Source organism: Thauera sp. DNT-1 (assembly GCF_055393985.1).
Map to the genome: position 1 here is coordinate 4,061,929 of NZ_AP043752.1, position 20,535 is coordinate 4,082,463.

The following is a 20,535-nucleotide window of genomic DNA, read 5'->3' on the forward strand; positions in this document are numbered from 1 at the left end:
CGCGCCGTGGATATCAACGATTTCCGTAGCCTGATCACCGTGCTTGGGCTGCTCTGCTTCCTGGGTATCTGTGCCTGGGCGTACAGCAAGCAGGCGAAGGCCGGTTTCGACGAGGCGGCGCGTCTGCCCCTGAGCGACGACGACCTACCGGCCCCGCGCGGCCGGCAAGACCAAGAGGGAAAAACAAATGGCTGACTTCATCAGCGGTTTCTGGAACATGTATGTGATGGTCCTCGTGGCCCTCTCCATCCTGTTCTGTGTGTTCGTGCTGGCGTCGAACATGACCAAGCGCGAGAAAGGGCCGGTGCAATTGCATGGCCATGTGTGGGATGAAACGCTTGCGGAGTACAACAACCCCCTGCCGCGGTGGTGGATGTACCTGTTCTGGATCACCATCGTGTTCGCGGTGGTTTACCTGGCGATCTATCCCGGCTTTGGCCGCAGCAACCAGAGCCGCGGTCAGTGGGCGCAGTACGATGCGGAGATGCAGGCCGCCCAGGAGCGTTTCGGTCCCGTGTTCGCCAAGTATCGCGAGATGGACGTGATGGCGGTCGCCGCCGATCCCGAAGCCAACGCGATGGGCAAGCGCCTGTTCCTGACCTACTGCCAGCAGTGCCACGGCGCGGCGGCGCAGGGTGCGAAGAGCTTCCCCAACCTGACCGACAGCGAGTGGCTGTGGGGCGGTGCGCCGGAAAACATCAAGGAGACCATCACGAACGGGCGTAACGGCGTGATGCCTCCGTTCGGTCCCGCGCTCGGCGCCGACGGTGTCAAGGATGTCGCCAACTACGTGCGTTCGATGAACGGCCTCGCCCACGACTCCGTGCGCGCGCAGCGCGGCAAGGAAGCCTTCGAGTCCAACTGCGTGGCTTGCCACGGTGCGGATGCCAAGGGCAACCCGATGCTCGGCGCGCCGAACCTGACCGACAACCGCTGGCTGTACGGTTCGTCCGAGGCGGTGATCATCGAGACCGTCACCAACGGCCGCAACAACAAGATGCCCGCCTTCGGTGCCTTCCTCGGCGAGGACAAGGTGCACCTGCTCGCCGCCTACGTGCTGAGCCTGAGCAAGAAGTAAGCGTCACCCGCAGTAGCTGCAGCAGCATCGCATCCCCGGGAGGAAGGGGCCCTCCCGGGGTTCTCGATAACAACAAGAACAAGAATTCATCGGTAACAAGGCCATGAACAGCGCATCCCCCGAGCCGCAGAAGGCGGCAAGACCCTCCAACCCCGAGTCCTCCCAGGACATGCTCTACGCGGCACGCAAGAAGCTCTACGTGCGCTCCGTCACCGGCCTGTTCGCCAACTGGCGGTGGGCGTTGGTGTGGATCACCCAGATCTTGTTCTACGGTCTGCCCTGGCTGAGCTGGAACGACCGCCAGGCCGTGCTTTTCCATCTGACCGAACGCAAGTTCTACATCTTCGGCTGGGTCTTCTGGCCGCAGGACGTGTTCTTTCTCGCGATCCTGTTGATCATCTCGGCCTACGCCCTGTTCTTCTTCACCGCGATCGCGGGCCGCCTGTGGTGCGGATATGCCTGCCCGCAGACGGTGTATACCGAGATCTTCATGTGGATCGAGGAGAAGATCGAGGGCGACCATACCCGCCGCCAGAAGCTCGACCGCGCGCCGATGAGCTCCGGCAAGGCGCTGCGCCGCGCCGTCAAGTTCCTCGTCTGGGGCATCGTCGCACTGTGGACCGGCTTCACCTTCGTGGCCTATTTCTCCCCGCTCGACGAATTGCTGGCCTCCTTCAACGGCCTCACCTTCGGGCCCTGGGAAACGTTCTGGATCCTGTTCTACGCCGGCTTCACCTACCTCTTCGCCGGCGTGCTGCGCGAGCAGGTGTGCAAGTACATGTGCCCGTACGCGCGCTTCCAGGCGGTGATGTTCGACCCCGACACCCTGGTGATCACCTACGACGAGGCACGTGGCGAGCCGCGCGGAACGCGCAAGAAGGGCATCGATCCGCGCTCCGTGTCCAAGGGCGACTGCATCGACTGCGGCATCTGCGTGCAGGTTTGCCCGACCGGGATCGACATCCGCGATGGCCTGCAGTACGAATGCATCGGCTGTGCCGCCTGCATCGACGCCTGCGACCAGGTCATGGACAAGATGAACTACCCGCGCGGTCTGATCCGCTACTCGACCGAGAACGCGATGAAGCGCAATTGGGGCTCCAAGGAGATCCTCGCGCACGTGTTCCGGCCGCGCACGCTGATCTACGGCACCATCCTGGCCGCGATCTGCGCTGCCTTCGTGTGGGGCCTGGCTGCGCGCGAACCGCTGCGCGTCGACGTGCTGCGCGACCGCTCCTCGCTCGGACAGGAGATCGAGGGTGGCCTGATCGAGAACGTTTACCAGCTTCAGGTCATGAACATGACCGAGTCGCCGCGTGCGTTCAGCATCGGCGTCTCCGGCCTGAACGGAATCCGCATCAAGGGTCCGCAGCGGGTCGAGGTCGCGCCGGCCGGCGTGCAGTCGGTCACCGTTCAGGTGCACGTCCCCTACGACGAAGGCAAGCCGGGGGCCAACACGATTTTCTTCGACGTCGCTGCGGAGGATGATCCCGCCTTGACGCTCAAGGAAGAGTCCACTTTCCTGGTACCGCGCTGACATGCGAAGCAAGAAGCCCGAAGCCCCGGTCGAGCCCTGGTACCGCCAGGGCTGGCCCTGGTTCCTCATCGCCCTGCCCGCGACCGCGGTGGTCGCCGGCATCGCCACCCTGGTGATCGCCGCGAAGACCTTCGACGGCATGGTGGTCGACGACTACTACAAGGAAGGCCAGGCGATCGTGCAGACCCTCGGCCGCGTCGAGCACGCCCGCGAGCTTGGCTTGCGCGCCGCCTTGCGCATCCGCAGCGACTCGATCCACGTGGAGCTGACGGCTACCGCGCCGGGCAGCCTGCCCGACAGCATCCGCCTGACCGTCGCCCACCCCACGCGGAGTGGCCTCGACCAGGAGCTGCTCGTCCGCGGGCGCTCCGGTGTGTATGAGGCCACGCTCGTACCGCTGAGCACCGGTCGCTGGTTGTTCGTGATACAAGACGAGGCCCGAAGCTGGAGAATGGACGGGTCCGCTTACCTCCCTGCAGAGATGGAGATCCGGATGGATCCGAATGTCTGAGTTTCTTGCAAAGGGAGAAGCACCATGGCCTGGGAATTGTTGTTCAAGAGCGATATCGGTCTGCTGAGCCTCTTCACCATCGTCTTCATTCTGGTGATGGCCGTCTACCTTTACCGCTTCGCCCGCCGCCATATGGCGGAGGACGAGCAGAAGGCCCGTAGCGCCCGCTCATGAGCGATCCGCACCGCGGATGAAAACGGCCCGCACGAGCGGGCCGCATGCTTTGGGGGGCCGCGCGCGGGGCCGATGCCGGTGTCAGCGGTAGACCAGAACCGGCGTCTTGCTGTGGGTCAGCACCTTTTGCGTCTCGGAGCCGAGCAGCAGGCCTGCGATGCCGCGACGGCCGTGCGAGGCCATGAAGATGAGGTCGCAGCCATGGCGGTCGGCGGCGTCGATGATCGCCTCGTAGGGCACCTCATTGACCGCGGTGTCGCTGTCGCAGGCCACGCCCGCCGCTTCCGCCGCACCGCGCGCCTTTGAAAGGATCGCCTCGGCTTCGGATGCAGCCGATTTCGCGAACTGCTCGGGCGTGGTCGGATCGATCAGCGCGCCCTCGCCGTAGATCGGCATCGGGAAGTCCGGCTGCGAATAGAAGAAGGTGATGCGCGCGCCGGTCTCCTTCGCGAAGGAGACGGCACGGGCGACCGTGCTGTCCGAGAGTGCCGAGCCGTCGGTCGGTACCAGGATGTGCTTGAACATGACGTACGCTCCCTGTGGTGTGTCGTGCTTCGATTATAGCGAGCGGATGGGGTCCGCCATGATTGATCATGATCAAGCCGTCGAGCGATCACGAAGGGCACAGTGGGAACCCCTGAAAGATCGGCGAGGCCAGCGATGATGCTCACCTTCCTTGGCGCTGCGGGCGAGGTCACCGGCTCCTGCCTGCGGGTCGATCACGAGCGCGGTGCATTTCTGGTGGATTGCGGCCTTTTCCAGGGCGGGCGCGAAGCCGACCGCAAGAACCGCGACGCCCTCGATTTCGAGCTGCGCGACATCGATTTCGTGCTCCTCACCCACGCCCATCTCGATCACTCCGGCCTGCTGCCGCGCCTCGTGGCACTGGGATATCGAGGGCGCATCTTCGCCACCACGGCCACTGTCGATCTGCTCGGCGTGATGTTGATGGATTCCGCCCATATCCAGGAGAAGGAGGCCGAGTGGGCGCTGCGCGACACGCGCTCGCGCAAGATGGCACGCCGGGCGGAGGTGGCCCCGCTCTACACCGTGGAGCAGGCGCGTACCAGTCTGGGCCGTTTCGTCCCCACCGACTACGACGACTGGATCGAGCCCGGCCCGGGCGTGCGCTGCCGCTTCCGTGACGCCGGGCACATCCTCGGTTCGGCGATCCTCGAGATCGACGTCGGCGAGCGCGGCCACACCCGCCGGCTGGTCGCCTCGGGCGACATTGGCCAGCCGATGCGCCCGGTGCTGCGGGACCCGGTGCGGATCGCCCGGGCCGACTACCTGTGCGTCGAGTCGACCTACGGCAACCGCGCCCACCGCTCCTTCGCCGCCACCTGCGACGAGCTCGCGCTCGCCTTGCGGCGCACGCTCGAGGTCGATGGCGGCAACGTGATCATCCCGGCGTTCGCGGTCGGGCGTACCCAGGAAGTGCTGTTCGTGCTCGCCGACCTGGTGCGCGCCGGACGCATCGCCCGGCTCGACGTCGTGGTCGACTCGCCGATGGCCTCTGCGGTCACCGCGCTCACCGTGCGCCACACCGCCCTCTGGGACGATGAGACGCGTGCGCTCTACGCCTGGGCCGAGGCCAACTCGGGACGCTTCCGTGTGCGGTTCGTGCAGGACGTCGAGGAATCGAAGGCGCTCAATGCGGTGCCGGGCGGGCTGGTCGTGATCTCGGCAAGCGGCATGTGCGATGCCGGTCGGATCAAGCACCACCTGCGCCACAACCTCGGCCGGCGCGAGTGCGCAGTGGTCATCGCAGGCTTCCAGGCTGCCGGCACGCTCGGCCGCCGGCTGGTCGACGGTGCGCACCAGGTCACCCTGTTCGGCGAACGTATCCCGGTGCGTGCGCGCATCCATACCATCGGCGGGCTCTCCGCCCACGCCGACCAGCCCGCACTCCTCGACTGGCTGCGCGGCTTCGGCGAGGCGCCGCGGCGCACCTTCGTGGCGCACGGCGAGCCGGCCGCCTCCGCCGCCTTCGTCGAGGCGGTCGAGCGCGAACTGGGCTGGAGCAGGGTCGAGGCGGCGCGGCCCGGCGTGCCGGTCGTGCTCGAGTGAGCGTCCGCGCGCAAGCGGACCGGGAGGGCGGCGAGGGCCGCTCAGGCGTTGTAGCGCGACAGCCGTACCGGATCGTGCAGACTCACGCGCTTGCCCTGCACGGTGATCAGGCCGGCGTCGCTGAGGTCGTGGAAGATGCGCGACAGGGTCTCGGGCGTCAGGTTGAGGCGCGAGGCGATCACCTGCTTGCTCGTCGGCAGCGCGATCTCGCAGGGTGCGTCGTTGTCGGCCACCTGCAGCAGGTAGCCGATCACGCGCTGGGTGCTCGAGCGCAAGGAGTAGGTCTCCACGTCCTGGATCAGCCCGTGCAGGCGGATCGCCATGCCGGCGAGCAGCTTGCGCGCGAAGGTGGAGTCCTGGTCGATGAGTTCGCTCACCACCGCCTGGCCGACGTGCACCAGCACGGTCTCGCTCAGGGCCTCGGCGAAGACCGGGTAGGGGTGGTTCATGAACATCACGGCCTCGCCGAAGCTCTGCATCGGGCCGATGATCTCGACCACCTTCTCGGTGCCTTGCGAGGACGAGAAGGCGAGCTTGACCTGGCCGGAGACCACGAAGTAAAAGCCGTGCGGCAGGTCGCCGCGCTGGAACAGCACTTCGCCGCGGGCGACCTGGCGCTCGCGGGTGTAGCGCGCGACCAGCTGGATGTCCGCCTCCGACAGTTCGCTGAACAGCGGGATGCGGCGCAGCAGGGAGGGGATGTCGAGCGGGGTCGTGTTGGGCATCTGGAACTCTCCGTCTGGGGACGCAATTTCAATTCGGCCGGTTGTCGAGCGGCGCCCTGACCGGCTTTCGTTAGGATCGTGGATGTACTACCTGATCAAGAACCTGCATGTGACCTGCGTCGTGCTGAGCGCCGCCGGCTTCCTGCTGCGCGGCATCTGGATGCTCACCGGCAACGCCCTGCTGCAGCACCGCCTGACGCGGCTCCTGCCGCACCTCGTCGACAGCACGCTGCTCCTGTCTGCGATCACGCTGGCGGTAATGATCGGGCAATACCCCTTCAGCGCCGGCTGGGTCACGGCGAAGGTGATCGGCCTGCTCGCCTACATCCTGCTCGGCACGTTGGCGCTCAAGCGCGGACGTACCCGTGGCGTGCGGCTCGCCGCCTTCGCCGGCGCGATCCTGGTCTATGCGTGGATCGTGTCGGTGGCGCTGAGCAAGAACGTCGCCGGCTACCTCGCCTGAGCCGTCGAGCCCCGGGTCGTCCCGGCCACGGCGTGCTCAGCGCGCGCCGTGCTGGTGCTGGATCAGGCGCTTGAGGCCGGCGAGGTCGAGCAGGTGTACGTGCTTCTGCTGCACCGCGATCAGCCCGTCCTCCTGGAAGCGCGAGAAGGCGCGCGACACCGTCTCGAGCTTGAGTCCGAGGTAGGAGCCGATCTCCTCGCGCGTCATGCGCAGGTTGAACTCGCTCGGCGAGAAACCGCGCGCCGTGAAGCGCTGCGACATGTTCAGCAGGAAGGCGGCCAGGCGCTCTTCGGCGCGCATCGAGCCGAGCAGCATCATCACGCCGTGATCGCGCACGATCTCGCGGCTCATGACCTTGTGGAACTGAAGTTGCAAGCCCTCGATCTCATGCGACATCTGCTCGAGCTTGTCGTAGGCGATCACGCACACCTCGCTGTCCTCGAGCGCCACCGCGTTGCAGCTGTGGGCCTCGGTGCTGATGCCGTCGAGACCGAGGATCTCGCCGGTCATCTGGAAGCCGGTCACCTGTTCGCGACCGTCCTCGAGCAGCACGTCGGTCTTGAACGAGCCCGCGCGGATCGCGTAGATCGCCTCGAAAGAGTCACCGGCGCGGTAGAGATTGTGCTGGCGCTTGACCTTGCGGCGCGCGCCCACCAGTTCGTCGAGCCGGCTCAGCTCACGATCGGACATTCCGAAGGGGAGGCACAACTCGACGAGGTTGCACTGCGAACAGGCCGATTTGAGCCCATCCACGGTAATTGGCACGCTAGCCCTCATCTGCACGATAATCCTGCTTTCCTGACATTAGAGACGCCTGCGCTGGAGTGGCGGGATTGCTAATCACACCCGTTGACCCAAGTCAACCAACATTACGGAGGCTTCTGCCATTGTTCGGCAGACAGCCCGCCAGCAAGATCATGAAAAGCCAGACCGACCTCATCTTCGACCCGCAACTGATCCGCAAATTCGACATCAACGGGCCGCGCTACACGTCCTATCCCACGGCGGACCGCTTCGTCGAAGCCTTCAATGCAGAGGCGCTGCGGGCCTGGCTGGCCAAGCGGGCGGTGGGCGGCGTAAGCAAACCGCTCTCATTATACTTCCACATCCCCTTCTGCAACACGATCTGCTACTACTGCGCCTGCAACAAGATCATTACCAAGGATCATGGGCGCTCGGCCAAGTACCTGAAATATCTCGCGAAAGAAATCGAGATGCAGGCCGCTTGCCTGGAGGGGAGCCGCCAGGTCACCCAGCTCCACCTCGGCGGGGGCACGCCGACCTTTTTGTCGCACGACGAGATGCGCGAGCTCATGGCGGCGGTGCGCGAGCACTTCACGCTGGTGCCCAACGGCGAATACTCGATCGAGGTCGACCCGCGCAAGGTCGATTTCGACACCGTGAAGCTGCTCGCCGAGCTCGGCTTCAACCGCATGAGCGTGGGCGTGCAGGATTTCGCCGAGGACGTGCAGCAGGCGGTCAATCGTATCCAGAGCTTCGACGAGACCAAGCTGGTCATCGACGCCGCGCGCGCCAACGGCTTCAAATCGGTGAGCATGGACCTGATCTACGGCCTGCCCCGGCAGAACCCGACCAGCTTCGACCGCACGCTCGACCAGGTGCTGGAGATCTCGCCCGACCGCATCTCGCTGTACAGCTACGCTCACCTGCCGGGCCTGTTCAAGCCGCAGCGCCGCATCAACAGCGGCGACATGCCCACGGCCGACACCAAGCTCGCGCTACTGCAGCTCGGCATCCGCCGGCTCACCGAGGCGGGCTACGTGTATATCGGCATGGACCACTTCGCCAAGCCCGACGACGAGCTCACCATCGCCCAGCGCCAGGGCCGCCTGCACCGCAACTTCCAGGGCTATTCCACCCACGCCGAATGCGACCTGCTCGCCTTCGGGGTGTCGGCGATCGGCAAGATCGGTCCGGTGTACGCGCAGAACGTGAAGACGCTCGACGAGTACTACGACGCGCTCGACCGCGACGAGCTGCCGGTGCTGCGCGGCATCGAGCTCACCGCCGACGACCTGCTGCGGCGCGCGATCATCCAGGCGCTGATGTGCCACTTCGAGCTCTCGATGCAGTCGATCGAGATCGCCTACCTGGTCAACTTCCGCGAGTACTTCGCCGAGGAACTCGCCGATCTGCAGGAAATGGAGAAGGCCGGGCTGGTCAAGATCGACGGCGACTGGATCAGCGTGCAGCCCGGCGGCCGCCTGCTGGTGCGCGGCATCGCGATGGTGTTCGACCGCTACCTGCGCGCCGACCGCGAGCGCCAGCGCTACTCGCGGGTGATCTGAACGCCGCACGGATTGCGCACCGCAGCGTAGAATGAGGGCCTCGCATTTCCCGCGGGGCCCTTTTCTTCTTCATGCCCGAAACCGGTTATCTCGCCGTCTTCCTGATCGGCCTGCTCGGCGGCACCCACTGCGTGTCGATGTGCGGCGGCATCGTCGGCGCGCTCAGCATGCAGGTGCATGTGCCCGGCAGCCGGCCGCAGTGGCCGCTGCACCTGGCCTACAACCTCGGGCGCATCGGCACCTACACCTTGCTCGGTGCCTGTGTCGGCCTGCTCGGCTCGGTCGGCCTGCTCTACGAGGGCATGCTGCCGGTGCAGATGACGCTGTACGTGCTCGCCAACCTGATGCTGGTGGCGCTCGGGCTCTACCTCACCGGCTTCACCCGCCTGCTCGCGCCCATCGAGCGCGTCGGTCACCTGCTGTGGCGGCGCATCCAGCCCGCCACCCGGCGCTTCCTGCCGGCGCGCTCGGTCGGGCAGGCGCTGCCGCTCGGCATGCTGTGGGGCTTCATCCCCTGCGGGCTCACCTATTCCATCCTCGCCACTGCGCTCGTCACCGGATCGGGTGCACGCGGCGCCGGCCTGATGCTGGCCTTCGGGCTGGGCACGCTGCCCAACCTGCTGCTGGCAGGCATGCTCTTCAAACGCTTCCGCGACATCACCCGCCACCCGAGGGTGCGCCTGGCCTCCGGGCTCCTCGTGCTCGGCTTCGGCCTGTTCGGGCTGTACCACGCCCCCTCGCTCGGTGGCGACCTGTGGCGCGGCGTGGTGTGCGTGACCTGAGGGTGCGACGGCACGCCCCTTTCAACCCATCGGGAGTCCTGGATAAATGAACGAAACGACGATCAAGGTCGAAGGCATGAGCTGCGGCGGCTGCGTGAAGAACGTCACCGGCGTGCTGAAGGCGCTGCCCGGCGTGGAGGACGTGCGGGTGTCGCTGGAAGGCGCATCCGCCACCGTGCGCCACGATCCGGCCAAGGTGTCGATCGACGCGTTGCGCGCCGCGGTCGAGGGCGCGGGCTTCGATTCCCCGGCCTGATCGGCAGCCTTAGCCGGGGGCATCGTCGCAGTGCAAGACATTGTGGTTTCCCCCTATAATCCGCGCACAATTTTTCCACGGGAGGGATGTATGGGCTTCGAACAGGTCAGCGCCGGCAAGGACGTGCCGAACGACATCAACGTCATCATCGAGATCTCCGCCCAGGGCGATCCGATCAAGTTCGAGGTGGACAAGGACAGCGGCGCCGTCTTCGTCGACCGCTTCATGGGCACCTCGATGCGCTACCCGCTGAACTACGGCTACGTCCCGCACACCATCGCCGGCGATGGCGACCCGGTCGACGTGCTGGTCGTGACCCCGTTCCCGCTGCAGCCTGGCGTGGTCATCCGCTGCCGTCCGGTCGGCGTGCTGAAGATGGAAGACGACGGCGGTGTCGACGCCAAGGTCGTTGCCGTGCCGGTGTCGAAACTGACCCCGCTGTACGACAAGGTGCAGACCACCGACGACCTGCCCGAGCTGCTGATGAAGCAGACGGTGCATTTCTTCGAGCATTACAAGGACCTCGAGCCCGGCAAGTGGGTCAAGGTCCTGGGCTGGGGCACGGTCGAGGATGCCAAGGCCGAGATCGTGAACGGCCTGGCGGCTGCCAAGAAGTAATCCCGGGAACGCACGTTTCCGGATGACCCGGGGCCCACGCATGCGTGGGCCCCGGCCGTTTACGGCGCGGCTGACGTGACACTGACGGGATTGGCAGTGCCTTGTCGGCCATGGGGGCTGATGTGGCAGCCGAGTCGCGGGGCAGGGGCCGGGTTCGCGGCCTGCGCTTCTCCTACAGCGGCTGCCACCTGCGAGGTCTCGTGCAGGAGTGGCGCAAGCCGCGAATGCGGCGGTGATCCGGGGGGCGCCCGCGTCGGTCCCTGCGTGGCCCTGTTCGCGGCTTGCGCCGCTCCTACGGAAACCGGCGTGCCCCGGGCGCGGGATAGAGGCGCGCCGTCAGACGTGCCCCCAGGAGGCCGAGCGGAGACGCCCACACGCGCCGTGACCTGGCATCGTGCTTGCTATCGTCATCGGAGGGTCGCGTCCTGGCAGGGCGCGTGCGAATGACGAAAACGGGGGATCCATGCTTGCGCTGCTGATGAAGATCAACAAGAACCTGATCCTCGCCATCCCGATGGCGATGGTGCTCGGCTTCGGCTTCGGGCTGCTCGCGCCGGTCGGCTGGCTGAAGTCGCTGATCGTGCCGCTGACCTTCCTGATGGTCTATCCGATGATGGTCAACCTGAAGCTCTCCAAGGTCCTCGAAGGCGGCGACCTCAAGGCGCAGGCGCTCGCGCAGGCGATCAATTTCGCCCTCATCCCCTTCGTCGCTTACGCGCTCGGCAAGGCCTTCTTCCCCGAGCAGCCGGCCTACGCGCTCGGCCTGCTGCTCGCCGCGCTGCTGCCCACCAGCGGCATGACGATCTCGTGGACCGGCTTTGCCAAGGGCAACCTCGGCGCCGCGGTCAAGATGACGGTGCTCGGGCTCGTCCTCGGCGCGCTCGCCACGCCGCTTTACGTGCGCTGGCTGATGGGCGCCGAGGTGCCGGTCGATATGGGCGCGGTGTTCATGCAGATCGTCGTCATCGTCTTCCTGCCCATGCTGGCGGGGCACTACACGCAGAAATGGCTGGTGGCGCGCCACGGCCAGGCCGCATACCATAAAGAGTGGGGGCCGCGCTTCCCGCCCTTCTCCACGCTGGGCGTGCTCGGCATCGTCTTCGTCGCGCTCGCCCTCAAGGCGAAGGACCTCGTGGCCCAGCCGGGCGAACTGATCGTGGTGCTGATACCGCTGCTGTGCCTGTATGCGATCAACTACGTTGTGAGTACCGTGGTGGCGCGTAGCCTGCTGCCCCGCGGCGACGCGATCGCGCTGGTGTTCGGCACGGTCATGCGCAACCTGTCGATCGCGCTCGCGCTGGCGATGAACGTGTTCGGCGCCTCGAGCTCGGGTGCGGCGCTGGTGATCGCGCTCGCCTACATCCTGCAGGTGCAGTCCGCGGCCTGGTATGTGAAGCTCACCGATCGCTTCTTCGGCCCCGCCGCACCCGCGAAGGCGGGGGGCTGAGCGGCGGCGCGGACGGAGCGATCGCGTCTCCGACCGCGTTTCCATGCTCCACGCCGCGACGGGTGGGTCGCCGGCATCTCCGACGCGCGAACACGGTTTGCGCCAAACGACCGCCTCAGCCCGCGACTCAGCCCGGAATTCTCGCCACGTGCAGCAGGTTGGTGCTGCCGCGTTGGCCGAAGGGCAGGCCGGCGATCACCACCACCGCGTCGCCGGCGCAGCCGAAGCCCAGGGTCGACGCCGCGCGTGCGGCGTGCTCGACCATCTCGGCGACGTCATGCACCTCCTCGAAGGGCACCGCATGCACGCCCCACACCAGCGCCAGCCGGCGTGCGGTGGCTGGCTGCGGCGTCAGCGCCAGGATGGGCGCCACCGGACGCTCGCGGCTCGCGCGCAGGGCGCTGAAGCCCGAGCTGGTGTAGGCCACCGTGGCCGCCGGTTCGAGCAGGCCGGCGACGCGGCGCAGCGCGCAGCAGATCGCGTCCGGGGTGTTCGCCGCGGCCGCCGTGTGGCTGGCTTCCAGTCCGGCGCGCCAGGCGGGGTCGCGCTCCACCTCGCAGACGATGCCGTGCATGATGGCCACCGCCTCCACCGGGTACTGGCCCGAGGCCGACTCGGCCGACAGCATCACCGCGTCGGCGCCGTCGTAGATCGCGGTGGCCACGTCCGAGGCCTCGGCGCGGGTGGGCACAGGCGAGGAGATCATCGACTCCAGCATCTGCGTCGCCACCACCACCGGACGGCCGGCTGCGCGTGCGGCCCGCACGATGCGGCGCTGCAGCACCGGCACCTGCTGCGGTGGCAGCTCCACGCCGAGGTCGCCGCGCGCGACCATGACGCCGTCGGCGAGCGCGATGATCGCGTCGAGCGCGTCGATCGCCGCCGGCTTCTCGAGCTTGGCCATGATCCAGGCGCGGTCGCCGATGAGTTCGCGCGCCTCGCGCAGATCCTCGGGGCGCTGCACGAAGGACAGCGCCACCCAGTCCACGCCCAGCGCCAGGCCGAAGTCGAGGTCGGCGCGGTCCTTGGCGGTGAGCGGCGAGATCGGCAGCACCACGCCGGGCACGTTCACGCCCTTGCGGTCGGACAGCGTCCCGCCCACCAGCACGGTGGTGTCGGCGAAGTCGGCGCCGCAGGCGTCCACCCGCAGGCGCAGCTTGCCGTCGTCGAGCAGCAGCTCGGTGCCGGCCTCCAGCGCGGCGAAGATCTCGGGGTGGGGCAGGTTGGCGCGCTTGGCGTCGCCGGCCGTGGGGTCGAGGTCGAGGCGGAAGCGTGCGCCGGGCACCAGGGCGACCTTGCCCTCGGCGAAGCGGCCGACGCGCAGCTTGGGCCCCTGCAGGTCCATCAGCACGCCGATCGGGCGGCCGATCTCGGCCTCGACCGCGCGGATCAGGCGGTAGCGTTCGGCGTGGTCCTCGTGGCTGCCGTGGCTGAAGTTGAGCCGGAACACGTCCGCCCCGGCCTCGGCCAGGGCGCGGATGCGTTCGCGGGTGGAGCTCGCCGGCCCGAGGGTGGCGAGGATGCGGGCGCTGCGTTCGCGTTTCATGTCGGGTCCTCGGCGGTTCAGGCGGCGGATCGGGGGTGGGGGAGGGCGTGTGCGAGCAGGGCGTCGACCCCGGCGCGGGCGACGCGGGCGTCCTCGCCGGCCTTCACGCCGGAGACGCCCACCGCACCGAGCACGCGGCCATCGACCACCACCGGCTCGCCGCCTTCGAGCGGCACCACCGGCATCGCCAGCGCGGCGAAGCGGCCGTTGTTGACCATGTCCTCGAAGGCCTTGCTCGGCTTGCCGCTGAGCACGCAGGTGCGCGCCTTCTCGGGGGCGACGATGGCGCTCATCAGGGGTGCGCCGTCCATGCGCTGCAGCCACAGGGCGTGGCCGCCCGCATCGCAGATCGCGATGCTGACCGCCCAGCCGTTGGTGCGCGCCTCGACCTCGGCGGCCGCGGCGGCGACGCGGGCGTCGGCCAGGGTGAGTGCGTGGGTGGGGATCATCTGCGGTCTCCGTCTTTCCATCGTTCTTGTGGGGTGGGCGAAGGGCGCGCTCAGCGCTCGCCGAGGTCGGTGAAGCGGATCCACTGCGCGCCCTTCCACAGCACCGTGCGGCCCATCTCGTGGAGCTGTTCGGCGCCCTCGACCACGGACAGGAAGTGGTTGCCGGCGAGCTGGCCCATCTTGCTGGCGAAGCAGCTGCTGCCGTAGGCGAAGAGGATCTCGGTCTCCGAGAGGCCGCCCGGGTAGAGCAGGATGTCGCCGCGCGAGGGGTGGCTGGTGTGGTTCTCGAACCCCAGGCCGGTGTCGAACTCGCCGAGCGGCACCCACACCGCCTCGCCGCTCCAGCGCGAGTGGATCACCTGGTTGGAGAAGGGCAGCAGCTCGAGGAAGGCGGCGCAGGTCTTGGGTGCGGCAGCCTCCTCCATGCGGGCGACGAAGCGGAAGGGGCCGACGTCGATGGCGAGATGGCGCATGGCGTCCTCCTTACTGGCCGATCTCGAAGTTGGCCATCTTCTCCAGCGCGCGCACCATCGCCGAGTGGTCCCACTTCGCGCCGCCGTGCGCGCTGCAGGCGTTGAAGAGCTCCTGCGCGGTGGCGGTGTTGGGCAGCGACACGCCGAGCTGGCGCGCGGTGGTCAGCGCGAGGTTGAGGTCCTTCTGGTGCAGCTCGATGCGGAAGCCGGGGTCGAAGGTGCGCTTGACCATGCGCTCGCCGTGCACCTCGAGGATGCGCGAGTTGGCGAAGCCGCCCATCAGCGCCTGGCGCACCTTGGCCGGATCGGCGCCGGCCTTGGCGGCGAGCAGCAGGGCCTCGCCCACCGCCTCGATGTTGAGCGCGACGATGATCTGGTTGGCGACCTTGGTGATCTGGCCGTCGCCGTTGCCGCCGACCAGGGTGATGTTCTTGCCCATCAGATCGAAGATCGGCTTCACCTTGTCGAAGGCGGCCTGGCTGCCGCCGACCATGATGGTGAGCGTCGCCGCCTTGGCGCCGACCTCGCCGCCCGAGACCGGGGCGTCGAGGTATTCGCAGCCGAGCGCGTTGATGCGGGCGGCGAAGTCCTTGGTAGCGACCGGAGAGATCGAGCTCATGTCGACCACGATCCTGCCCTTCGACAGGCCGGCGGCGACGCCTCCGGGGCTGAAGAGCACGTCCTCGACGTGCGGGGTGTCGGGCACCATGGTGATGACGATGTCGGCCTGGCGCGCGACCTCGGCGCCGCTCGCGCAGGGGCGGGCGCCGGCCTCGACGAGCACGGCCGGGGTGTCGCCGCGGGTGTGGGTGAAGACGGTGTGGCCGCCCTTGATCAGGTTGCCTGCCATGGGGGTGCCCATGATGCCGAGGCCGATGAATCCGATGTTTGCCATGTTGTTGTCTCCTGGATGTGCTTGAAGCGGTGTCGTTTCGTGTAGGAGCGCCGCAAGGCGCGAATGCAGCGGGTCGGTCTGCGAGCCGCTCGTCGCAGACCGACGGCCCGTTCGCGGCTTGCGCCGCTCCTACGGCGCTTTCGCAAGACCGTGTCGGTCCGTGTAGGAGCGCCGCAAGGCGCGAATGCGGCGGGTCGAGCCGCGATGCCGCTCGTCGCAGACCGACGGCCCGTTCGCGGCTTGCGCCGCTCCTACGGCGCTTTCGCAAGACCGTGTCGGTCCGTGTAGGAGCGCCGCAAGGCGCGAAGGTCGCTCAGCCGGCGAGCGCCCGGATCCAGCCCAGTCCTTCGCGGGTGCCGGCGGCGGGCTTGTATTCGCAGCCGATCCAGCCCTCGTAGCCGAGCTGGTCGATGAAGCGGAACAGCCAGGCGTAGTTGATCTCGCCGCTGCCCGGCTCGTGGCGGCCCGGGGTGTCGGCGATCTGCATGTGGGCGATCTTCGGCAGGTGCTTCGCGATGGTGTTGGCGAGCTCACCCTCCATGCGCTGCATGTGGTAAAGGTCGTGCTGCAGCCACAGGTTGGGCGAGCCGATCTCCTCGATCAGCGCGATCGCCTGTGCCGTGCGGTTGAGGTAGAAGCCCGGGATGTCGAAGGTGTTGATCGGCTCGACCAGCAGGCGGATGCCGGCTTCCTCCAGCCTGGCGGCGGCGAAGCGCAGGTTGGCGACCAAGGTCGCGTGCACCTTGTCGGCCTCCACGCCGGCCGGCGCGATGCCGGCGAGGCAGTTGAGCTGCTTGCAGCCGAGCGCGGTGGCGTATTCGATCGCGCGTCCGACGCCGTCCTGGAACTCGCCGACACGGTCAGGATGGCAGGCGATGCCGCGCTCCCCACCCTCCCAGTCGCCCGCCGGCAGGTTGTGCAGCACCTGCACGAGGCCGTGCCTGGCCAGGCGTTCGGCGAGCGCGTCCTTGTCGAAGGCGTAGGGGAAGAGGAACTCCACGCCCTTGAAGCCGGCTTCGGCCGCCGCCTGGAAGCGGTCGAGGAAGGGCACTTCGTTGAAGAGCATGGTCAGGTTGGCGTTGAACTTGGGCATTGCTTCGTCTCCGGTTGTCGGTTGCGGACGGGGCGGCCTGCCTGTGCCGTGACGGCCCCGTCCTCGGGGCGGTGCGTTCAGTCGAGCATCGAGATCGCGGTCGGGGCGTCCTCGCCACGTTCGGCGAGTTCCTCGAACTCGTTGATGGCGTCGATCTCGGTCCCCATGGCGATGTTGGTCACGCGTTCGAGGATGATCTCGACCACCACCGGCACGCGGAATTCTTCCATCCACTGCTTCGCCTGTGCGAAGGCGGGCTGGATCTCTTCCGGCGTGCGCACGCGGATCGCCTTGCAGCCCAGGCCCTCGACCACGCCGACGTGATCGACGCCGTAGCCTTCGGTCTCCGGGGCGTTGATGTTCTCGAACGCGAGCTGCACGCAGAAATCCATGTCGAAGCCGCGCTGCGACTGGCGGATCAGGCCGAGGTAGGCATTGTTCACCAGCACGTGGAGGTAGGGCAGCTTGAACTGCGCGCCCACCGCCAGCTCCTCGATCATGAACTGGAAGTCGTAGTCGCCGGAGATCGCCACCACCTTGCGACCCGGGTCGGCCGCGCACACCCCCAGCGCCGCGGGGATGGTCCAGCCGAGCGGGCCGGCCTGGCCGCAGTTGATCCAGTGGCGCGGCTTGTACACATGCAGGAACTGCGCGGCGGCGATCTGCGACAGGCCGATCGTGCTGACGTAGCAGGCGTCCTTGCCGAAGGCGAGGTTCATCTCCTCATACACCCGCTGGGGCTTCATCGGCACTTGGTCGAAGTGCGTCTTGCGCTGCAGCGTGCGCTTGCGCTGCTGGCACTCGGCGACCCAGGCACCGCGATCGGGCAGGGTGCCTGCGGCCTTCATCCCGTGCGCCACCTCGAGCAGGCGGTCGAGCGCCGCGCCCGCATCGGAGACGATGCCGTAGTCCGGGCCGAACACGCGGCCGATCTGGGTGGGCTCGATGTCCACATGCACGAACTTGCGTCCCCTGGTGTACACCTCCACCGAGCCGGTGTGGCGGTTGGCCCAGCGGTTGCCGATGCCGAACACGAAGTCCGATGCCAGCATGGTGGCGTTGCCGTAGCGGTGCGAGGTCTGCAGACCCGCCATGCCGGCCATCAGCGGGTGGTCGTCGGGGATCGCGCCCCAGCCCATCAGGGTCGGGATCACCGGCACGCCGACGAGCTCGGCGAATTCCTGCAATCTGTCTGCGGCGTCGGCGTTGATCACGCCGCCGCCGGCGACGATCAGCGGGCGCTCGGCGGCATTCAGCATGGCCATCGCCTTCTCGGCCTGGGCGCGGGTGGCGGCGGGCTTGTAGGCGCCGAGCGATTCGTAGGTGTCGATGTCGAACTCGATCTCGGCCATCTGCACGTCGAAGGGCAGGTCGATCAGCACCGGGCCGGGACGGCCGGAGCGCATGAGGTGGAAGGCCTGCTGGAACACGCGCGGCACCAGCGCCGGCTCGCGCACGGTCACCGCCCACTTGGTCACCGGCTTGGCGATGGACTCGATGTCGACGGCCTGGAAGTCCTCCTTGTGGAGGCGCGCGCGCGGCGCCTGCCCGGTGATGCACAGGATGGGGACGGAGTCGGCGGAGGCCGAATACAGGCCGGTGATCATGTCCGTGCCGGCCGGGCCCGAGGTACCGATGCACACGCCGATGTTGCCCGGGTTGGCGCGGGTGTAGCCTTCGGCCATGTGCGAGGCGCCCTCGACGTGGCGACCGAGGATGTGCCTGAAGCCGCCGTCCTTCTTCATCGCCGAGTACAGCGGGTTGATCGCGGCGCCGGGCACGCCGAACACGGTGCTCACGCCTTCCTTGCGCATCACCGCGGCGGCGGCGTCGACTGCTCTCATGCGGGCCATCTTCTGTCTCCTTGGGGTGGATGTCCTTGAAACCGATGGACGCAGCATACGGAGCGGGAAGGGCGGCTTGAATTGGGCTGGCAGTCGGTTCTGTAGATACTTAAAGTATCGAGTTGCAGGTTTGATGGCTTCCTCGGGCCGATATCCACGCCCGCTTATGTGCAGTATCGGTACTGGAAATATGGCCGATACGGGTCGCCGCCGAGAATCGCGACTTGCGTCGCTCCTACCGCCCGCGCGCAAGGCCCCCGGGCGCAGCGCTGTGGGAGCGACGCAAGTCGCAATCCGGCGGTCGAGCCGGCGCCCTTCGACCCTGGAGAAGAAAATGGATCGCTACACCGAACTGCGCAGCTTCGTGCTGGTGGCCGAGAAGGGCAGCTTCGCGGCCGCGGCGCTGGTGGAGGGCGTGACCCCGGTGGTCATGGGGCGGCGGCTCGACGCGCTGGAGAAACGCCTCGGGGTCAAGCTGATGCACCGCTCGACGCGGGGCCTGGCGCTGACCGAGCTTGGCGAGCAACTGCTCGACCAGAGCCGCGCGCTGCTGCGCGAGTTTGACGAACTCGAGCGCGCGGTCGGCGCCGGGCGCGACCTGGTGCGCGGCCATCTGGTGGTGTCCGCGCCCGCCGCCTTCGGCCGCCGCCACGTGGCCCCGCACGCGACCGCCTTCAAGGCCCTGCACCCCGAGCTGCGCATGTCCTTCAACTTCACCGACAGCGTGGTCGACCTCGTGCGCGAGGGCTACGACATGGCGATCCGCATCGGCGAGGTGACCGACCCCAACTACGTCGCCGTGCGCCTGTTCCCCAACCGTCGCGTGGTGTGCGGCACGCCCGACTACTTCGAGCGCCACGGCATCCCGCGCCAGCCCGAGGACCTCGCCCGCCACAACTGCCTCGCCTTCAACCTCGCCGGCGGGCAGCAGCGCGGCTGGTCCTTCCTGCGTGACGGCAGGTTGTTCGCCGTTCGTGTCGAGGGCGACCTGGCCTGCAACGATGGCGAGCTGCTCTACGGCTGGGTCAAGCAAGGTCTGGGCGTGGGCTGGCGCTCGACCTGGGAGATCCAGGCCGAGTTGAAGCGCGGCGAACTGGTCACCGTACTCGACGAGTTCGCGGTGCCGAGCTACGACATCCAGGCGGTGTATCCGCAGCAGCGTCATCTGCCGGCGAAGGTGCGGCGCTTCATCGAGCACCTCAGGGCGAGCTACAACCGGCCGGGGTATTGGGAAGAACGAGGGGAAGAACGAGGGGAAGAGTGAGGCAGGGAATCAGGGGCGCGGCAGGCAGGACTGCAGCTCGCGGCGGCACAGGTTCGCGAGCATCTTCGCCGCGCTGCCGAGCGGCACGCCACGCAGGGTCATCAGGCCGAGCGGCATGGTGGGCGGCAGCGGCTGCAGTGCGAGCGGGCGCAGGCCGACGCCGACCTGAGCATCGGTCACCAGTACCTTCGGGCCGTAGCCGATGAGGTCGTTGCGGCGGACCATGTCGAGGATGAGGTAGGGCGAGGAGCAGTGCAGGATGCGGGTCGGCGCCCGGAAACCCCGGGCGCGCAGCCACCCGACCAGGTTCATGCTCTGGCTGCCGGCGGAGAGGTTGAGCACCCATTCGGCGTCGGCCACCGCGTTCCAGTCGCGCGCTTCGGCCAGCGGGTGCGTGGCGCGCACCATCGGCACCGCGTCGATGTCGGCCAGGGGTTCGAACTCGATCTCGTAGGGCAGGTCCTGCGGAGAGGCGAGCGCGATCGCGAAGTCGATCTTGCCCTCGATCAGCCCGGGCAAGGCCTGCACCAGCAAGCCCTCGTGGAAGGTCAGCTCGGCGTCCGGCTGTGCCTTGCGGAACGCGGAAAGCACGGCCGGCAGCACCGTCGCCGTCAGCAGCGGCGTGATCGCCGCCTTTACATGCGCGCCCGCACCCCCCCGCATCTGGCGGATCTCCGCGCGCGCCTTGTCGATCGTCGCCAGCACCAGGCGGGCGCGCACGAGCAGCGCGCTGCCCTCCGGCGTGAAGCCGATGCCCTTGTAGCTGCGCTGCAGCAGCTCCGCACCGACGTCCTCTTCGAGCTCGCGCAGCGCCTTGGTCAGCGCGCTCTGGCTCAGGTTCATGGCGCGGGCCGCGGCGCGGATCGAACCGCTTTCGGCGACCTGCACGAGTGCCTTGAGCTGGTGGTCCTTCACGGTTCATGTGACCTCTGAAAGTTGTCATCCAGGAAAAAATATCGCCTTACGGTGTTCGGTGCAAGTTCCTATTATCTGGACATGAG

At 67.6% G+C, this 20,535-nt stretch carries 23 protein-coding genes; 13 read left to right on the top strand and 10 right to left on the bottom strand.

Annotated elements, in window-relative coordinates; genetic code table 11:
- The first annotated feature begins 6 nt into the window (after nt 1–6).
- The 5 genes from ACZ5PP_RS18750 to ACZ5PP_RS18770 all read left to right on the top strand — a co-directional run bounded on the left by ACZ5PP_RS18750 (nt 7) and on the right by ACZ5PP_RS18770 (nt 3,300).
- Nucleotides 7–195, top strand: a complete 189-nt coding sequence (locus ACZ5PP_RS18750) for a CcoQ/FixQ family Cbb3-type cytochrome c oxidase assembly chaperone (RefSeq protein ID WP_004303748.1) — start codon at nt 7–9, stop codon at nt 193–195.
- A complete protein-coding gene (ccoP, locus tag ACZ5PP_RS18755) occupies nt 188–1,078 on the top strand; it encodes a cytochrome-c oxidase, cbb3-type subunit III (RefSeq protein WP_004303750.1) in 891 nt (296 codons plus the stop codon). The genes ACZ5PP_RS18750 and ccoP overlap by 8 nt, the downstream gene beginning before the upstream one ends.
- Nucleotides 1,079–1,181: 103 nt before the next feature.
- Nucleotides 1,182–2,615: a cytochrome c oxidase accessory protein CcoG gene (gene ccoG / locus ACZ5PP_RS18760; protein ID WP_464826454.1), complete on the top strand. Its 1,434-nt coding sequence runs from the start codon at nt 1,182–1,184 to the stop codon at nt 2,613–2,615.
- A 1-nt stretch (nt 2,616) separates the two neighbouring features.
- Nucleotides 2,617–3,126, top strand: a complete 510-nt coding sequence (locus tag ACZ5PP_RS18765) for a FixH family protein (RefSeq protein ID WP_464826455.1) — start codon at nt 2,617–2,619, stop codon at nt 3,124–3,126.
- A 24-nt stretch (nt 3,127–3,150) separates the two neighbouring features.
- Nucleotides 3,151–3,300, top strand: a complete 150-nt coding sequence (locus ACZ5PP_RS18770) for a DUF3149 domain-containing protein (protein ID WP_004303755.1) — start codon at nt 3,151–3,153, stop codon at nt 3,298–3,300.
- Nucleotides 3,301–3,381: 81 nt separating this feature from the next.
- On the opposite strand, the gene ACZ5PP_RS18775 is transcribed toward ACZ5PP_RS18770, so the two are convergent.
- On the bottom strand, nt 3,382–3,825 hold the full coding sequence (locus ACZ5PP_RS18775) for a universal stress protein (RefSeq protein WP_004303756.1): 444 nt from the start codon (nt 3,823–3,825) through the stop codon (nt 3,382–3,384).
- A 135-nt stretch (nt 3,826–3,960) separates the two neighbouring features.
- On the opposite strand from ACZ5PP_RS18775, the gene ACZ5PP_RS18780 reads away from it, so the two are divergent.
- Nucleotides 3,961–5,370 (top strand): MBL fold metallo-hydrolase RNA specificity domain-containing protein, encoded by a 1,410-nt coding sequence (locus ACZ5PP_RS18780; protein WP_004303757.1) that lies wholly within the window; start codon nt 3,961–3,963, stop codon nt 5,368–5,370.
- Nucleotides 5,371–5,411: 41 nt separating this feature from the next.
- On the opposite strand, the gene ACZ5PP_RS18785 is transcribed toward ACZ5PP_RS18780, so the two are convergent.
- A complete protein-coding gene (locus tag ACZ5PP_RS18785) occupies nt 5,412–6,095 on the bottom strand; it encodes a Crp/Fnr family transcriptional regulator (protein WP_004303758.1) in 684 nt (227 codons plus the stop codon).
- 82 nt (nt 6,096–6,177) lie between these two features.
- Between ACZ5PP_RS18785 and ACZ5PP_RS18790 the strand changes: the two genes are divergently transcribed.
- Nucleotides 6,178–6,558 (top strand): SirB2 family protein, encoded by a 381-nt coding sequence (locus tag ACZ5PP_RS18790; protein ID WP_464826456.1) that lies wholly within the window; start codon nt 6,178–6,180, stop codon nt 6,556–6,558.
- A gap of 36 nt (nt 6,559–6,594) precedes the next feature.
- On the opposite strand, the gene fnr is transcribed toward ACZ5PP_RS18790, so the two are convergent.
- Entirely contained in the window at nt 6,595–7,335 is a 741-nt protein-coding gene (gene fnr / locus ACZ5PP_RS18795; protein ID WP_012584949.1) for a fumarate/nitrate reduction transcriptional regulator Fnr, read from the bottom strand.
- 140 nt (nt 7,336–7,475) lie between these two features.
- On the opposite strand from fnr, the gene hemN reads away from it, so the two are divergent.
- The 5 genes from hemN (at nt 7,476) to ACZ5PP_RS18820 (ending at nt 11,970) form a co-directional block, all read left to right on the top strand.
- Nucleotides 7,476–8,867 carry an oxygen-independent coproporphyrinogen III oxidase gene (hemN, locus tag ACZ5PP_RS18800; protein ID WP_040828717.1) on the top strand — a complete coding sequence of 464 codons (1,392 nt, stop codon included), beginning with the start codon at nt 7,476–7,478 and terminating at the stop codon, nt 8,865–8,867.
- A 71-nt stretch (nt 8,868–8,938) separates the two neighbouring features.
- Nucleotides 8,939–9,649 carry a sulfite exporter TauE/SafE family protein gene (locus ACZ5PP_RS18805; RefSeq protein ID WP_276656617.1) on the top strand — a complete coding sequence of 237 codons (711 nt, stop codon included), beginning with the start codon at nt 8,939–8,941 and terminating at the stop codon, nt 9,647–9,649.
- Nucleotides 9,650–9,695: 46 nt separating this feature from the next.
- Nucleotides 9,696–9,905, top strand: coding sequence for a heavy-metal-associated domain-containing protein (locus ACZ5PP_RS18810; RefSeq protein ID WP_004303763.1), 210 nt, complete (start codon nt 9,696–9,698; stop codon nt 9,903–9,905).
- Between the two features lie 90 nt (nt 9,906–9,995).
- Nucleotides 9,996–10,523 carry an inorganic diphosphatase gene (gene ppa, locus ACZ5PP_RS18815; RefSeq protein WP_004303764.1) on the top strand — a complete coding sequence of 176 codons (528 nt, stop codon included), beginning with the start codon at nt 9,996–9,998 and terminating at the stop codon, nt 10,521–10,523.
- Between the two features lie 463 nt (nt 10,524–10,986).
- Nucleotides 10,987–11,970: an arsenic resistance protein gene (locus ACZ5PP_RS18820; RefSeq protein ID WP_276660043.1), complete on the top strand. Its 984-nt coding sequence runs from the start codon at nt 10,987–10,989 to the stop codon at nt 11,968–11,970.
- 127 nt (nt 11,971–12,097) lie between these two features.
- On the opposite strand, the gene pyk is transcribed toward ACZ5PP_RS18820, so the two are convergent.
- The 6 genes from pyk to gcl all read right to left on the bottom strand — a co-directional run bounded on the left by pyk (nt 12,098) and on the right by gcl (nt 18,279).
- On the bottom strand, nt 12,098–13,516 hold the full coding sequence (gene pyk / locus ACZ5PP_RS18825; RefSeq protein WP_004303769.1) for a pyruvate kinase: 1,419 nt from the start codon (nt 13,514–13,516) through the stop codon (nt 12,098–12,100).
- 17 nt (nt 13,517–13,533) lie between these two features.
- On the bottom strand, nt 13,534–13,965 hold the full coding sequence (locus tag ACZ5PP_RS18830) for a GlcG/HbpS family heme-binding protein (RefSeq protein WP_464826457.1): 432 nt from the start codon (nt 13,963–13,965) through the stop codon (nt 13,534–13,536).
- A 50-nt stretch (nt 13,966–14,015) separates the two neighbouring features.
- Nucleotides 14,016–14,438, bottom strand: coding sequence for a DUF3830 family protein (locus tag ACZ5PP_RS18835; RefSeq protein WP_004303772.1), 423 nt, complete (start codon nt 14,436–14,438; stop codon nt 14,016–14,018).
- A gap of 10 nt (nt 14,439–14,448) precedes the next feature.
- Nucleotides 14,449–15,333 (bottom strand): 2-hydroxy-3-oxopropionate reductase, encoded by an 885-nt coding sequence (locus ACZ5PP_RS18840; RefSeq protein ID WP_004303774.1) that lies wholly within the window; start codon nt 15,331–15,333, stop codon nt 14,449–14,451.
- 313 nt (nt 15,334–15,646) lie between these two features.
- A complete protein-coding gene (gene hyi / locus ACZ5PP_RS18845) occupies nt 15,647–16,426 on the bottom strand; it encodes a hydroxypyruvate isomerase (protein WP_004303776.1) in 780 nt (259 codons plus the stop codon).
- 77 nt (nt 16,427–16,503) lie between these two features.
- Entirely contained in the window at nt 16,504–18,279 is a 1,776-nt protein-coding gene (gene gcl / locus ACZ5PP_RS18850) for a glyoxylate carboligase (RefSeq protein ID WP_004303778.1), read from the bottom strand.
- 325 nt (nt 18,280–18,604) lie between these two features.
- Here gcl and ACZ5PP_RS18855 point away from each other — a divergent pair, with 325 nt between their 5' ends.
- A complete protein-coding gene (locus ACZ5PP_RS18855) occupies nt 18,605–19,534 on the top strand; it encodes a LysR family transcriptional regulator (protein ID WP_004303779.1) in 930 nt (309 codons plus the stop codon).
- A gap of 9 nt (nt 19,535–19,543) precedes the next feature.
- On the opposite strand, the gene ACZ5PP_RS18860 is transcribed toward ACZ5PP_RS18855, so the two are convergent.
- Nucleotides 19,544–20,449: a LysR family transcriptional regulator gene (locus ACZ5PP_RS18860; RefSeq protein WP_004303781.1), complete on the bottom strand. Its 906-nt coding sequence runs from the start codon at nt 20,447–20,449 to the stop codon at nt 19,544–19,546.
- Between the last annotated feature and the right edge of the window lie 86 nt (nt 20,450–20,535).

What these genes read in the sequence shown, in the direction of transcription:
- ACZ5PP_RS18830 (WP_464826457.1), bottom strand. Translation starts at nt 13,965, where the DNA reads ATGATCCCCACCCACGCACTCACCCTGGCCGACGCCCGCGTCGCCGCC.
- ACZ5PP_RS18765 (WP_464826455.1), top strand. Translation starts at nt 2,617, where the DNA reads ATGCGAAGCAAGAAGCCCGAAGCCCCGGTCGAGCCCTGGTACCGCCAG.
- ACZ5PP_RS18805 (WP_276656617.1), top strand. Translation starts at nt 8,939, where the DNA reads ATGCCCGAAACCGGTTATCTCGCCGTCTTCCTGATCGGCCTGCTCGGC.
- gcl (WP_004303778.1), bottom strand. Translation starts at nt 18,279, where the DNA reads ATGGCCCGCATGAGAGCAGTCGACGCCGCCGCCGCGGTGATGCGCAAG.
- pyk (WP_004303769.1), bottom strand. Translation starts at nt 13,516, where the DNA reads ATGAAACGCGAACGCAGCGCCCGCATCCTCGCCACCCTCGGGCCGGCG.
- ACZ5PP_RS18775 (WP_004303756.1), bottom strand. Translation starts at nt 3,825, where the DNA reads ATGTTCAAGCACATCCTGGTACCGACCGACGGCTCGGCACTCTCGGAC.
- ACZ5PP_RS18820 (WP_276660043.1), top strand. Translation starts at nt 10,987, where the DNA reads ATGCTTGCGCTGCTGATGAAGATCAACAAGAACCTGATCCTCGCCATC.
- ACZ5PP_RS18780 (WP_004303757.1), top strand. Translation starts at nt 3,961, where the DNA reads ATGATGCTCACCTTCCTTGGCGCTGCGGGCGAGGTCACCGGCTCCTGC.
- ACZ5PP_RS18855 (WP_004303779.1), top strand. Translation starts at nt 18,605, where the DNA reads ATGGATCGCTACACCGAACTGCGCAGCTTCGTGCTGGTGGCCGAGAAG.
- ccoG (WP_464826454.1), top strand. Translation starts at nt 1,182, where the DNA reads ATGAACAGCGCATCCCCCGAGCCGCAGAAGGCGGCAAGACCCTCCAAC.
- ACZ5PP_RS18785 (WP_004303758.1), bottom strand. Translation starts at nt 6,095, where the DNA reads ATGCCCAACACGACCCCGCTCGACATCCCCTCCCTGCTGCGCCGCATC.
- ccoP (WP_004303750.1), top strand. Translation starts at nt 188, where the DNA reads ATGGCTGACTTCATCAGCGGTTTCTGGAACATGTATGTGATGGTCCTC.
- fnr (WP_012584949.1), bottom strand. Translation starts at nt 7,335, where the DNA reads ATGAGGGCTAGCGTGCCAATTACCGTGGATGGGCTCAAATCGGCCTGT.
- hemN (WP_040828717.1), top strand. Translation starts at nt 7,476, where the DNA reads ATGAAAAGCCAGACCGACCTCATCTTCGACCCGCAACTGATCCGCAAA.
- ACZ5PP_RS18790 (WP_464826456.1), top strand. Translation starts at nt 6,178, where the DNA reads ATGTACTACCTGATCAAGAACCTGCATGTGACCTGCGTCGTGCTGAGC.
- ppa (WP_004303764.1), top strand. Translation starts at nt 9,996, where the DNA reads ATGGGCTTCGAACAGGTCAGCGCCGGCAAGGACGTGCCGAACGACATC.
- ACZ5PP_RS18840 (WP_004303774.1), bottom strand. Translation starts at nt 15,333, where the DNA reads ATGGCAAACATCGGATTCATCGGCCTCGGCATCATGGGCACCCCCATG.
- ACZ5PP_RS18810 (WP_004303763.1), top strand. Translation starts at nt 9,696, where the DNA reads ATGAACGAAACGACGATCAAGGTCGAAGGCATGAGCTGCGGCGGCTGC.
- ACZ5PP_RS18770 (WP_004303755.1), top strand. Translation starts at nt 3,151, where the DNA reads ATGGCCTGGGAATTGTTGTTCAAGAGCGATATCGGTCTGCTGAGCCTC.
- ACZ5PP_RS18835 (WP_004303772.1), bottom strand. Translation starts at nt 14,438, where the DNA reads ATGCGCCATCTCGCCATCGACGTCGGCCCCTTCCGCTTCGTCGCCCGC.
- hyi (WP_004303776.1), bottom strand. Translation starts at nt 16,426, where the DNA reads ATGCCCAAGTTCAACGCCAACCTGACCATGCTCTTCAACGAAGTGCCC.